The following is a 13,050-nucleotide window of genomic DNA, read 5'->3' as shown; positions in this document are numbered from 1 at the left end:
TCCGAACCGTCCGGCAGGGCAGTCGTCTATAAAGGTTCCAGGGTGCGACCCCACTCCGCAAGGAGACATAATAATGCAAATCTCATCGTCGACGAGCGCGCTGAGCGCTCTTTTCAATCCGCGTCAGGACATGGACGACAAGATCTCGACCGCGGTCGGCAATGGATCGATCAGCGATACGGACGCCTCGGCGCTCGAATCGGCCCTCGATTCGATCGACGACGCGCTCGGTACCAGCGGATCGGGCAGCCGGCTCGCGCCTTCGCAGATGAAGGATCGGATCGATTCGCTGATCTCCGACCAGGTGGAGAATGGCACGCTCAGCGAGGACCAGGCGAGCGCCTTGCAGTCGCTGTTCGCGCAAGGCCCGTCGCAAGGCGGCGATGCGGGCGCAGCGGGTGAAGGTGGCTCCGGCGGACCAGGCGGGCCGGGCGGCCCCGGTGGTCCCGGTGGCCCTCGCGGCGCGGGCGGTCCGCCTCCCGGCGGCGGGTCCGTCGAGGAAGCCGACGAAAGCGATGAAACCGACGAAACCGAGGCGACGGACGAAACGGATGAAACCGATTCGACCGACGATACCGAAGAGACCGACGAAGCCGACGCGACTCTCGCAGCCGTGCAGGCGTTTCTGGAGAACCTGAAGGCCCAACAGGCCGAGGGAACGACCTATACCGCTTCGGCGGCGACCTCGGCTGCGGTTTCCGCCGCGGGCCTGGTCGTGGATCAACTGGCCTGATCCTTTCTATCGGTGTATAAGTGCTCTCCATCGGGGCTTCGAAACCCGGTGGAGAGCGCATCCGGGCCAAGAAAACGGCCAAGGTTGCTTGCCTTCCGGTGCTGGCAGTGCTAGCGGCCCCCAACTTCGAGCCGACCCCGCCATGGGATTCGGTGCAAATTCGTGTTTTTCTTTCAGGGTACCTTCCGCGTCGGAATGCGGAATTCGTACTTTTGATTTGTGAGGTGTGTCGGTTTATGCAGATTCTCGTCCGCGACAATAACGTCGATCAGGCTCTTCGTGCGCTCAAGAAGAAGCTGCAGCGTGAAGGCGTCTACCGCGAGATGAAGCTGCGCCGTCACTACGAAAAGCCGTCGGAAAAGCGCGCTCGCGAAAAGGCCGCCGCTGTGCGTCGCGCCCGCAAGCTGGAGCGTAAGCGCATGGAGCGTGACGGCGCCAAGTAAGATCGGCGTCGGCCCCGCCCGGTGGGCGGGGTTGCGGCAGCGCATGGTTCCCGTTTCCGAGCGGGCCGCGCGCAAGGATGCCGCTACAGTCAGGATCGTGATGACACGATTGTGATTGGCACATCTTAAATTGCTCGGCTTGCGGCTTGAACGCCGCTCCGGCTTGAGCCATGAGGGCGCGGAAATTTCCATCCGCGCCCTTTGTGCATCTGCCGTGCAGGTGTTCCTGGCGGGCGAACCCGAACGAGGCCCTAGACCATGACTGAGATCACTCGCGTTCCGCTGCAGCCGATTGAAAAGGGCTCGCTGGGCAAGATCTGGCTCGGCGTCGCTGCAATCGCGCTGGCCGCGGGTGGTGTCGCCTATGCTGCCCTGCCGCCGCAGGTCCATGTCAAGACGCTGACCGCCGGCACCGGCGAATCGCCGACCGTGGCGGACGTGGTGCTCATCAACTACAAGGGCACGCTGCCTGACGGTAAGGTCTTCGACCAGGCCCAGCAGGTGCCGATGGCGCTCAACGAAGTGATCCCGGGCTTCTCCAAGGCGCTGGTGAAGATGCAGCGCGGCGGCAAGTACGATGTCGAGATCCCCGCGAAGCTTGCTTACGGCGACAAGGCCGTAGGCCAGATCCCGGCGAACACGGACCTGAACTTCGAGATCGAGCTGCTGGACTTCAAGAGCCGCGCCGAGATCGAACAGCAGCAGCGCCTGATGCAGCAGCTCCAGCAGATGCAGGGCGGCGGTGCTCCTGGCGCACCCGGCGCGGCCATCCCCGGCGGCGCCCTTCCGGGCGGTGTCGTACCCGGCGCCGAAGGCCCGGCACGCTGATCGCGTCCTTCATGAACCGCAAGATCGGCTCTTCGCTTCTGGCGCTGGCTTTCGTCCTGCCTGCCGCGGCTCCGGCCGCCGCGCAGGAAAAGGCCGCGCCGGCTGTCGGCTCAACGGCTGCCGCGCCGGCCCGCAAGGTCGCCGTCACCACGCTGACCGCGGGGCAGGGCGAAAAACCCACTCGCGAGGACTATGTGCTGGTGAGCTACAAGGGCATGCTCAAGGACGGCACCGTGTTCGACCAGAACGAGCAGATGCCGATGGCGGTTGGAAGCGTCGTGCCCGGCTTCGCCGACGGTCTCGTGCAGATGCAGCGCGGCGGCAGCTATCGCCTGGAGATCCCTTCGGAGCTGGCCTACGGCGCCGAGGGCGGCGGACCGATTCCGCCGAATTCGGATCTCGTCTTCGAAGTCACTTTGCTGGACTTCAAGACCCAGGCCGAGCTGGACGCGATGATCGCGGCACAACAAGGCCAGGAGCAGGCGCAACCGGGTCAATCCGGCCAGTAACGCGCCTGCCAATAGCGCATCGGGGCGTGCTCCTCGCGGAGGCGTCCCTGCTTGAAGCAAATTCGGCCGGGTGCTAGCTGCCCGGACTGATCTCCCGGCGTGGTGCGCCATGCCGGTCAAACCTGAAGGAAAGCCATGTCGGTCGATACCGCAACCGTTGCGAAGATCGCCAGCCTTGCCCGCATCAAGGTGAGCGAGGCTGAAATCGAGGCGATGGTCCCCGAACTCAACGGCATTCTCGCCTGGGTGGAGCAACTCGGCGAAGTCGATACCTCGAACGTCGAGCCGATGACCGCCGTCATCCCCAACACGCTGCGCCTGCGCGACGACGTGATCGATGCCGATCCGCTGACCGGCGGCAACAAGCGCGATGCCGTTCTGGCCAATGCTCCCGCCGCCGAACACGGCTTCTTCGGCGTGCCCAAGGTGATCGAATAATGCCCGATACTTCAAACTCTCTTACGGAACTCGGCGTCGCGCAGATTCGCGACGGCGTTGCGAACGGCGATTTCTCCGCCGTCGAAGTGGCTACTGCTTTCAACGCCAATGTCGCCGCCGCGCAGGAAGCGCTGAACGCCTTCATCATCGCCACGCCCGAAAAGGCGATCGAAGCCGCACAGGCCACCGATGCCAAGCGCGCGCGCGGCGAAGCGCTCGGCAAGATGGGCGGCGTGCCGATCGGCATGAAGGACCTGTTCGCCACTTTCGACGTGCAGACCACGGCCGCCAGCCACATGCTGGAAGGCTTCAAGCCGCAGTACGAATCGACCGTCTCGCAGAAGCTGTGGGATGCCGGCGCGGGCATGCTGGGCAAGCTCAACCTCGACCAGTTCGCCATGGGCTCGTCGAACGAGACCAGCTATTTCGGCAACGTGATCTCGCCGTGGAAGCGTAATGACGGCGGCAATGCCGCGCTGGCTCCGGGTGGTTCCTCGGGCGGTTCGTCGTCGGCTCTCGCCGCGCGCCTCTGCCCGGCAGCGACCGGCACGGATACCGGCGGCTCGATCCGCCAGCCCGCCGCTTTCACCGGCACCACCGGCATCAAGCCGACCTATGGCCGCTGCTCGCGCTGGGGCGTGGTCGCTTTCGCCAGCTCGCTCGACCAGGCAGGCCCGATGGCCCGCTCGGTGCAGGACTGCGCGATCATGCTCGAAGCCATGGCCGGTTTCGACGCCAAGGATTCGACCAGCCTCGACCTGCCGGTGCCGAACTGGGAAGCCGCTCTCTCGGGCGACATGAAGGGCAAGAAGGTCGGCATTCCGAAGGAATACCGCGTCGACGGCCTGGACGACGACGTGTCGAAGTCGTGGGACGACGGCATTGCCTGGCTGAAGGATGCGGGCGCGGAGATCGTGGAGATCTCGTTGCCGCACACCAAGTACGCCTTGCCGACCTACTACATCATCGCGCCTGCCGAAGCCTCGTCCAACCTCGCGCGCTATGACGGTGTGCGCTATGGGCTGCGCGACCTGCCGGACGGCGCCAACCTTCAGGAAATGTACGCCGCCACCCGCGCCGCCGGCTTCGGCCCCGAGGTGAAGCGCCGCATCCTGATCGGCACTTACGTGCTCTCGGCCGGCTTCTACGACGCCTACTACACGCAGGCCCAGAAGGTCCGTGCGCTGATCGCGCAGGACTTTGCCAAGGCCTTCGAGCAGTGCGACGTGATCCTCGCGCCGACCGCGCCCTCGGCCGCTTTCGGCCTGGGCGAGAACGTCGACGATCCGCTGAAGATGTACCTCAACGACGTCTTCGCGGTGCCGGCCTCGCTCGCGGGTCTTCCGGCGATGTCGGTCCCGGCCGGCCTCAACCGCGAAGGTCTGCCGCTGGGTCTTCAGGTCATCGGCAAGGCTTTCGACGAACAGGGCGTGCTGAACGCGGGTCTCGCGCTCGAACAGCGCGCGCAGTTCGCGGCCAAGCCGGAGAAGTGGTGGTAGACTGGTTTACCCTTCTCGACCTGCTGGTAAGTCTCGGGGACCTTGTTCCCGGCAGCAAGCACAAGAGAGGGGACGACCGACCCGCTCGTCGGCGCAAGACGCCGGAGCGGGAAAGGAATGACGGGGAGGGGCAGCGGCACCTGCTGCTGCGTCGCCCCAGGAGTGGACCGAAACACGATGACTGAATCAACCTATCGCATCCAGGGCGCCACCGGTGACTGGGAGGTCGTGATCGGCCTCGAAGTCCACGCGCAGGTCACCTCGAACTCCAAGCTGTTCTCCGGCTCGGCGACGGCTTTCGGCGCGGAGCCGAACAGCCAGGTCTCGCTGATCGACGCGGCGATGCCGGGCATGTTGCCGGTGCTGAACGGCGAATGCATCCGTCAGGCCGTGCGTACCGGCATGGCGATCGAGGCGCAGATCAACAAGTGGTCGCGCTTCGACCGCAAGAACTACTTCTACGCCGACCTTCCGCAGGGCTACCAGATCAGCCAGCTCTACCACCCGATCGTGGGTGAGGGCTCGCTGACCATCGAGGCGGACGAGAAGGCAGGCATCCCGGCCGACAAGGTGATCGGCATCGAGCGCATCCACGTCGAGCAGGACGCGGGCAAGCTGATGCATGACCAGCATCCGACGATGTCCTATGTCGACCTCAACCGTTCCGGCGTGGCGCTGATGGAAATCGTCAGCCGTCCGGACATGACCTCGCCCGCCGAAGCAGGCGCCTACCTGTCGAAGCTGCGCACGATCCTGCGCTATGTCGGCTCGTGCGACGGCAACATGGACCAGGGCTCGATGCGCGCCGACGTCAACGTCTCGGTGCGCAAGCCCGGTGACGAACTCGGCACCCGTACCGAGACCAAGAACGTCAACTCCGTGCGCTTTGTCATGCAGGCGATCGAGCACGAGGCGAGCCGTCAGGTCGACGTGCTGGAAGCGGGCGGCAAGATCGTGCAGGAAACCCGCCTGTTCGACCCCACCACCGGCTCGACGCGCTCGATGCGCTCGAAGGAAGACGCGCACGACTATCGCTACTTCCCCGACCCGGACCTGTTGCCGCTGGAACTGGACGATGCCTTCCTGGAGGCATGCCGCGCGAGCCTGCCCGAACTGCCGGACGCCAAGCGCGCCCGCTATGAAGGCGAGCTGGGCCTTTCGGCCTACAACGCCGCCGTGCTGACCGCCGATGTGGATACCTTCGCGTGGTTCGAGGCGCTGCTGGCGGAAACCGCTTCGGCGCAGGGCAAGGCGCCCGCTGAAGTCGCCAAGCAGGCGGCCAACTGGCTGATCTCCGAATTCTTCGGCGCGCTGAACAAGCAGGGCAAGAGCCTTGAAGACTCGCCGATCAGCCACGAGCAGGCGGCGGAACTGCTGGCACTGGTGGGCAAGGGCACGATCTCGGGCTCGATCGCCAAGCAGGTGCTGGAAACGATGTTCGAGACCGGCGACAATGCCGGTGTCATCGTCGAGCGCGAGGGCCTGAAGCAGGAATCGGACACCGGCGCCATCGAGGCCAAGGTGGACGAAATCCTCGCCGCCAATGCTGACAAGGTCGCCCAGTACCGTGAAGGCAAAGTCGCGCTGTTCGGCTTCTTCGTCGGCCAGACGATGAAGGCCATGGCCGGCAAGGGCAATCCGCAGGTGGTGAACGAGATCCTCAAGGCCAAGCTGGGCTGATCTTGCGCCTGAACGAATAGAATAAGCCCCGGAAAAGCAGAGCGCTTTTCCGGGGCTTTTCCGTTGTGCGGCGTGAGGTCCGCTCGGCAGTGACCCGGTTTGCAGGTTCCGGCCATTCCGGAAAACCCGGCGTCACGCCGGCGCGGGCGGCAGGTCTCATCCCGCCGCCGCGCTCCCGGATCAGCTCGTTTTCGTGCCTTCCAGCGGCATGGTGCCGAAGAACCCGGCCTTGATCGTGCCGGTCAGCGCGGTGCCGTCGACCGTGGCCTTGCAGTCGAGGTCGATCGGCATGGGCGAAGTCATCTTCATCTTCCAGCTCAGCTGGTTGCCGCTGATGGTGCCGCCGCGCAGCTCCATCGTGCCGAGATCGCCCGTGATCTGGCCGGTGAAAGTGTCACCTTCGGGCACGATGGTCAGCGTGCCCTTCTGGTGGCCCATCGGGGTTTTGGTCGAGCATTCGTAAGTTCCGCCGAGCAGCGACATTCCATTTCTCTCCTTTATTCCTGGCCTTGGGGCGCGGCCGGGGCGGCGCGCACTTCCACGGGCAGGCCCAGGCCCTTGAGTTGCGGTTCCACCAGCTTGCGGTCGCCCACCACCACGAAGGTCAGGCCCTTGGGCTGGAGGTACTCGGTGGCGGCGGCGCCGATCGCCTTGGCATCGATGGTGCGATAACGCGCGGCGAGCCCGACGTAGTAGTCTTCGGGCCGGCCGAGGCGGTCATTCTTGCGGATCGCGGCCTGCACTGCCGCCCCGGTTTCGAACTGGTTGGGAAGCTGACGGATCGCGCCTTCGGTGACGCGCTGCAGTTCCTCGGCGGTCACCGGCTTGCTGCCCGGGAACGCGCCCATGTCGGCGATGATCGCCTTGATCGCCTCTCCCGTCTTGTCCGACTGGACCGGGGCCGAGACTTGTACCGAGCGCGGTCCGACAGGCTGTGCAACGCCGCTGCGCACGCCGTAACTCCAGCCCTTTTCCTCGCGCAGGTCCTTGTTGAGGCGCGAGAGGAAGCCGCCGCCCATCACGTCGTTGGCGAGCTGCAGTGCTTCGGTATCGGGCGTCCGGCCGGTCATCGGCAGCACGCGGCCGGCCATGATCACCGACTGCGGCGAGCCGGGACGGTCGATCAGGACGATGCGGTTGCCGCCTGCCGCCGGCACGGCGGCGCCGAGCGGCTTGACGGGCTTGGGCGCGGCCGGGGCCTGCCATTGCCCGAAGGCGCGTTCGAGCATCGGCTTCAGTTCGGCCATGGTCACATCGCCGACGACGGTGATGGTGGCGATATCGGGGCGAAGCCACTTGTCGCGCGCGGCCTTGAGCTGCGCCGGGGTCAACGCGGCCAGCGAGGCGGCATCGCCAAGGCCGTCACCCGGCTGGGCATAAGGATGCGTGCCGAAGAGTTCCGCCCCCAGCGAACGCGCGGCGAGAGCGTTCGGCGTGGAGAGCGCCTGTGCCAGCTCAGCTTCCGACTGCGCCTTGACACGGGCGACCTCGGAGGGGGCGAAGGCGGCGTCGCGGACGATCTGCGCGGTGAGATCGAGCGAAGGCGCCAGATTGGCGGACAGCGCCGAGAGCGTCACGCTGCTGGTATCGAGCGAGCCGTCGATCGAAATGCTGGCGCCCAGCCGCTCCTGCGCCTCGGCGATCTGGGTGGCGTCGAGCTTGCTGGTGCCCTGGTCGAGCATGGCCAGCATCAGCCCCTGCGTGCCCGGCGTGTCGAGCGCATCGGCGGCATAGCCGGCATCGAAGTCGAGCGTGAGGACCAGCTTTGGCACGGCCGTGCGGCGCGCGAGCGCGACCGGAATGCCGTTCGACAAGGTGGTGCGCTCGATGGCGGGGAAAGTCAGGGCGCCGATCTGGCCGAGGGGCGGCATATCGCGTTTGGGACCGGCGGCGAGGGTGGGGGTTTTCCCCTTGGGGGCGGCGCCCTTCGGGTTGGAACCGGGCGCGGTGTTTTCCGCCTCGTCGCCCCAGCCGCCCATGGCATCGCCGCTTTCCTTGCGCTGGCCGGGCAGCACATCGAGCGCATAGACCGGGCGCGAGAGCCACTTGTTCATGGCCGCCTTGATCTCCGCCGGCGTCAGCGCGGCCATGCGGGCAAGGTCTTCCTTGTACTTTGCCGGATCGTCCGAATAGACCTGGCCCTCGGCCAGGGTCGCGCCCTTGCCGCTGAAGCCGCCGACGCGCTCCAGTCCGCCGATCTCGCCGGAGAGCGTGCTGACGACGGCGCGGCGCACTTCGTCTTCCGTCGGCCCGTCGCGCAAGTAGTCCGCCAGCACCTTGTCGAAAGCGGCATCGGCCTTGGCGCGGTCCACGCCGGGCTTCACGTCCATCGCCATGGTCAGGAAGCTGAGCTGCTGGAAGACCTGCGAATAGGCGGTTACCGCCACGGCCAGCTGCTGTCCGCGGACCAGTTCGTTATCGAGCCGCGAGCTGGCGAGGCCGCCGAGGATGTGCATGCCCATTTGCAGGGCGAGCGTCTCGCGGTCGTTGAGGCCGGGCGCGGTCCAGTTGCGGGTGAGGCGCAGGACCGGCACCTGATCGACGATTTCGCGCTTTACCGGTGCGCCGAGCGTCAGCGGTTCCGCGGTTACCGGCTTGATGTCCGGGCCGCGCGGGATGTCGCCGAACCACTTCTCCACTTTGGGCCGCGCGGTGGCGGCGTCGATGTCGCCCGAGAGCACGAGCACCACGTTGTTCGGGCCATAGTGATCGGTGAACCACTTGCGCACGTCGGTGAGGGTGGCGGCGTCGAGATCGGCCATCGAGCCGATCGTCGAGTGGCGATAGGGGTGGCCGACGGGCAGCAGGCCTTCGCTCTGCGCGTATTCGAACAGGCCGTAAGGCTGGTTGTCGCCCTGGCGCTTCTCGTTCTGGACGACGCCCCGCTGCTTGTCGAGCTTGTCCTGGGTCACCGCGGGCAGCAGGTGGCCCATGCGGTCGCTCTCCATGAACAGGGCCACGTCGAGCGCGCCGGTGGGCACGGTTTCCACGTAGTTGGTGCGATCGTACCAGGTCGAGCCGTTCGTGGGGGTGGAGCCTGCCGCTTCCAGTGGGATATCGAAGTCTGGCACGTTGGCCGAGCCGCCGAAGAACAAGTGCTCGTACAGGTGCGCGAAGCCGGTCTTGCCGCGCGGTTCGTTCTTGGAGCCGACCTTGTAATAGGCCGTCACGCCGACGATCGGGGCCTTGCGGTCGGTATGGACGATCGTGGTGAGGCCGTTGGCCAGCACGAACTTCTCGTAGGGAATGTCCACTTTGGCCACGAGTTCGGCCGGGGAGGCGGGGGCCGGACCCGCCTTGTCGGCAGGCGCGGCAGGCGCCGCGGCGAGGTCCGCTGTCGGGGCGCTGGCGCAAGCGGAGAGGAGCAGAGCGGCGGCGAGCGCGATGGCGCTGGAACGAGGAGCAAGTCGCATGGCCGAAGGTCTAGCACGTTGTTCGGCAAGGGCCAGCGGCAATGGTGCGGCGCCGGGATCGGCGGAACGCCGTCGCCCTGGATCCAGTCCGGGACGACGGATCCCTGATCCCTCAGCCCCGCTTGAAGATCTGCCCCGAATCGAAGCGGGTGATCCGCCATTCGCCGTCCGGATCGCGGCGGCATTCCATCGTCACGTCGGCAACGGCCAGCGGATCGCAATACTTGTCGAAGGGGCCGTCGCCCAGCGCGGCGAAGAAGACCAGGAGGTAGCCGACTTTCGCCTGGTCGGCGCCGTCGAACGAGACGCGCAGCGAGGTGATGATGTGGCGCATGGTCATCAGGCCCGCGCCCGCGCGCATGGCCTCGGCCCGGCCCTTGTAGAAGGCTTCCACTTCTGCCAGCCCTTCGCGCCAGGCGCCGCCGACGTTGTAGGAGACGTCTTCGGCCAGCACGTCGGTCTTGCGCATTTCGAGGCCGTTGTGAATGTCCAGTTCGTCGCCCCATTCGTAGACGACCTGCTTGATCGCAAGCACGTCCGCTGCCTGCTGGGGAGTGAATTTCGCCACGTCTGATGCCTCTTCCCGTTGTTTTTCCGGTCTGGTTGGCGAAGGCTAGGCAAGGCGGCGTGCGGCGCCAAGCGAATGCGGCCGGATCGCCGCGTTCAACGCCCGGGCGACGTTTGGAAGCGGCCTGACCGAAAACCCGCGGAAAATCCTGCCCGATCTCAGGTGATTTTGGGGTGGCATTCGGCGCTGTGGTTCCCATCTTGTAGCCAGCCGGTTCCGGCTCTTGAGAATCCACGCTTTCTTCCCATCTGCGGCCGGAAATGACCGCGGCGCGAAAAATGTCACGGCATGCCTTGTGTTGTAAATATGCAACACTATATGGTCGAGATCAGGAGGCAATTCATACCATGAATCTCGAAAAATTCACTGACCGGGCCAAGGGGTTCCTTCAGGCGGCGCAGACCGTTGCGATCCGCATGAACCACCAGCGCATCAGCCCCGACCATGTCCTCAAGGCCCTTCTCGAGGATAGCGAGGGCATGGCGTCCGGTCTCATCCAGCGCGCGGGCGGCAACCCGGCCTTCGCCGTGCAGGAAGTCGACAAGGCGCTCGGCAAGATTCCCACCGTCTCGGGCAGCGGCGCGCAAGGCGCGCCCGGCCTGGACAATGACGCGGTGCGCGTGCTCGATCAGGCTGAGCAGCTCGCCGCCAAGTCCGGCGACAGCTTCGTCACCGTGGAGCGCATGTTGCTGGCGCTGGCGCTTGCCACCACCACTTCGGCCGGGCAGGCGCTCAAGGCCGCCAACCTCACGCCCCAGGCGCTGGAGGCGGCGATTTCCGAGCTGCGCGGCGGCCGCAATGCCGACAGCGCCTCGGCCGAGAACGCCTATGACGCGATGAAGAAGTACGCGCGCGACCTCACCCAGGCCGCGCGGGACGGCAAGCTCGACCCGGTAATCGGCCGCGACGAGGAAATCCGCCGCACCGTGCAGATCCTCGCCCGTCGCACCAAGAACAACCCCGTCCTCATCGGCGATCCCGGCGTCGGCAAGACCGCCATCGCCGAGGGTCTGGCGCTGCGCATCGCCAATGGCGACGTGCCCGACAGCCTCAAGGACCGCAGCCTCATGGCGCTCGACATGGGCTCGCTGATCGCGGGCGCCAAGTATCGCGGCGAGTTCGAGGAACGCCTGAAGGCCGTGCTCGACGAAGTGAAGGGCGCGGACGGGCAGATCATCCTGTTCATCGACGAGATGCACACGCTGATCGGCGCGGGCGCTTCCGAAGGCTCGATGGACGCGGGCAACCTGCTCAAGCCTGCGCTGGCGCGCGGCGAACTGCACTGCATCGGCGCGACCACGCTCGACGAGTACCAGAAGTATGTCGAGAAGGACGCCGCCTTGCAGCGGCGTTTCCAGCCGGTCTTCGTGGGCGAGCCGACGGTCGAGGATACGATCTCGATCCTGCGCGGGCTCAAGGAAAAGTACGAACTGCACCACGGCGTACGCATCACCGATGCGGCGCTGGTGGCGGCGGCGACGCTTTCCAACCGCTACATCACCAACCGCTTCCTGCCGGACAAGGCGATCGACCTCATGGACGAGGCCGCCAGCCGCATCCGCATGGAAGTGGAAAGCAAGCCCGAGGAAATCGAGAAGCTCGACCGCCGGATCATCCAGCTCAAGATCGAGGAAATGGCCCTCGCCAAGGAGACCGACGAGGCTTCCCGGGACCGCCTCGTCAATCTGCGCGAGGAACTGGCCAATCTGGAGCAGCAGTCCAGCGAATTGACCACGCGCTGGCAGAACGAGCGTGACAAGATCGCCGCCGAGGGCCGGATCAAGGAGCAGCTCGACGCCGCGCGCAGCGAACTCGACCAGGCCCAGCGTCTTGGCGATCTCGCCAAGGCGGGCGAGCTTTCCTACGGCACGATCCCCTCGCTGGAGCGCAAGCTGACCGAAGCGCAGGCGCAGGCAGGCAACGCTCTTTTGCGTGAAGAGGTCACGGAGGACGACATCGCCGGTGTCGTCAGCCGCTGGACGGGCGTGCCGGTGGACAAGATGCTGGAAGGCGAGCGCGAGAAGCTCCTCAAGATGGAGGAGATGATCGGCGCGCGCGTGATCGGCCAGAAGGACGCGGTTTCGGCGGTGTCCAAGGCGGTGCGCCGTGCCCGCGCCGGGCTTCAGGACCCGAACCGGCCGCTCGGCTCGTTCCTGTTCCTCGGCCCCACGGGTGTCGGCAAGACCGAACTGACCAAGGCACTGGCCGGCTTCCTGTTCGACGACGACAGCGCGATGGTGCGCATCGACATGTCGGAGTTCATGGAAAAGCACGCGGTTTCCCGCCTGATCGGCGCGCCTCCGGGCTACGTCGGTTACGATGAAGGCGGCGTGCTGACCGAAGCCGTACGGCGCCGTCCTTATCAAGTCGTGCTGTTCGACGAAGTCGAGAAGGCGCATCCGGACGTGTTCAACGTGCTGCTGCAAGTGCTCGACGATGGCCGCCTGACTGACGGACAGGGCAGGGTGGTGGACTTCACCAACACCCTTATCATCCTGACCAGCAACCTCGGCAGCCAGTACCTGACCCAGCTCGACGAGGATCAGGACGTGGACAGCGTGGAGCCGCAAGTGATGGAAGTGGTGCGCGGGCATTTCCGGCCCGAGTTCCTCAACCGTCTGGACGAAATCGTGCTGTTCCACCGCCTTGGCCAGGAACACATGGGCCCGATCGTCGATATCCAGGTCGCGCGCGTGCAGAAGCTGCTCAAGGACCGCAAGATCACGCTGGACCTCACCGAGGCCGCCAAGCGCTGGCTCGGCCGGGTAGGCTATGATCCCGTCTACGGCGCGCGGCCGCTGAAGCGCGCGGTGCAGCGCTACTTGCAGGACCCGCTGGCGGAGAAGCTGCTTGCCGGCGAAGTCCCCGACGGTTCGCATTTGCGGATCGACGATGGCGACGGCGCACTGGCGATCGTGGTGGAGTGATCGCGACCGTCC

11 protein-coding genes are annotated in these 13,050 nt (G+C 65.9%); 8 read left to right on the top strand and 3 right to left on the bottom strand.

Annotation, left to right across the window (positions count from 1 at the left end; genetic code table 11):
• The first annotated feature begins 73 nt into the window (after positions 1 to 73).
• The 7 genes from EDF57_RS04105 (at position 74) to gatB (ending at position 6,130) form a co-directional block, all read left to right on the top strand.
• Complete coding sequence (locus EDF57_RS04105; protein WP_134093161.1) at positions 74 to 733, top strand: hypothetical protein; 660 nt, start codon at positions 74 to 76, stop codon at positions 731 to 733.
• 236 nt (positions 734 to 969) lie between these two features.
• Positions 970 to 1,176, top strand: a complete 207-nt coding sequence (rpsU, locus tag EDF57_RS04100) for a 30S ribosomal protein S21 (RefSeq protein ID WP_007688176.1) — start codon at positions 970 to 972, stop codon at positions 1,174 to 1,176.
• A gap of 258 nt (positions 1,177 to 1,434) precedes the next feature.
• Positions 1,435 to 2,004, top strand: coding sequence for an FKBP-type peptidyl-prolyl cis-trans isomerase (locus EDF57_RS04095; protein WP_132263430.1), 570 nt, complete (start codon positions 1,435 to 1,437; stop codon positions 2,002 to 2,004).
• Positions 2,005 to 2,015: 11 nt separating this feature from the next.
• Positions 2,016 to 2,513: an FKBP-type peptidyl-prolyl cis-trans isomerase gene (locus tag EDF57_RS04090; RefSeq protein ID WP_134093160.1), complete on the top strand. Its 498-nt coding sequence runs from the start codon at positions 2,016 to 2,018 to the stop codon at positions 2,511 to 2,513.
• Between the two features lie 135 nt (positions 2,514 to 2,648).
• Positions 2,649 to 2,951, top strand: coding sequence for an Asp-tRNA(Asn)/Glu-tRNA(Gln) amidotransferase subunit GatC (gatC, locus tag EDF57_RS04085; RefSeq protein ID WP_134093159.1), 303 nt, complete (start codon positions 2,649 to 2,651; stop codon positions 2,949 to 2,951).
• Complete coding sequence (gene gatA, locus EDF57_RS04080) at positions 2,951 to 4,450, top strand: Asp-tRNA(Asn)/Glu-tRNA(Gln) amidotransferase subunit GatA (RefSeq protein WP_134093158.1); 1,500 nt, start codon at positions 2,951 to 2,953, stop codon at positions 4,448 to 4,450. The genes gatC and gatA overlap by 1 nt, the downstream gene beginning before the upstream one ends.
• Positions 4,451 to 4,627: 177 nt before the next feature.
• Positions 4,628 to 6,130 carry an Asp-tRNA(Asn)/Glu-tRNA(Gln) amidotransferase subunit GatB gene (gene gatB, locus EDF57_RS04075; protein WP_134093157.1) on the top strand — a complete coding sequence of 501 codons (1,503 nt, stop codon included), beginning with the start codon at positions 4,628 to 4,630 and terminating at the stop codon, positions 6,128 to 6,130.
• A gap of 180 nt (positions 6,131 to 6,310) precedes the next feature.
• Here the strand turns inward: gatB and EDF57_RS04070 are convergent, their stop codons facing one another.
• The 3 genes from EDF57_RS04070 to EDF57_RS04060 all read right to left on the bottom strand — a co-directional run bounded on the left by EDF57_RS04070 (position 6,311) and on the right by EDF57_RS04060 (position 10,111).
• Positions 6,311 to 6,613: a hypothetical protein gene (locus EDF57_RS04070; protein WP_132263421.1), complete on the bottom strand. Its 303-nt coding sequence runs from the start codon at positions 6,611 to 6,613 to the stop codon at positions 6,311 to 6,313.
• 14 nt (positions 6,614 to 6,627) lie between these two features.
• Positions 6,628 to 9,543, bottom strand: coding sequence for a pitrilysin family protein (locus EDF57_RS04065; protein WP_134093156.1), 2,916 nt, complete (start codon positions 9,541 to 9,543; stop codon positions 6,628 to 6,630).
• A 112-nt stretch (positions 9,544 to 9,655) separates the two neighbouring features.
• Positions 9,656 to 10,111 (bottom strand): nuclear transport factor 2 family protein, encoded by a 456-nt coding sequence (locus tag EDF57_RS04060; RefSeq protein ID WP_134093155.1) that lies wholly within the window; start codon positions 10,109 to 10,111, stop codon positions 9,656 to 9,658.
• A 347-nt stretch (positions 10,112 to 10,458) separates the two neighbouring features.
• Between EDF57_RS04060 and clpB the strand changes: the two genes are divergently transcribed.
• The gene (clpB, locus tag EDF57_RS04055) at positions 10,459 to 13,038 is read left to right on the top strand and encodes an ATP-dependent chaperone ClpB (RefSeq protein ID WP_132263415.1); all 2,580 of its coding nucleotides are present in this window, start codon (positions 10,459 to 10,461) and stop codon (positions 13,036 to 13,038) included.
• Positions 13,039 to 13,050 lie beyond the last annotated feature (12 nt).

Origin of the sequence: Novosphingobium sp. PhB55, from assembly GCF_004368805.1 — a bacterium.
In the GTDB taxonomy this organism is placed as follows: Bacteria; Pseudomonadota; Alphaproteobacteria; order Sphingomonadales; family Sphingomonadaceae; genus Novosphingobium.
Note: the sequence above shows the minus strand (reverse complement) of the source record. Positions and strands in the feature narration are given on the sequence as shown.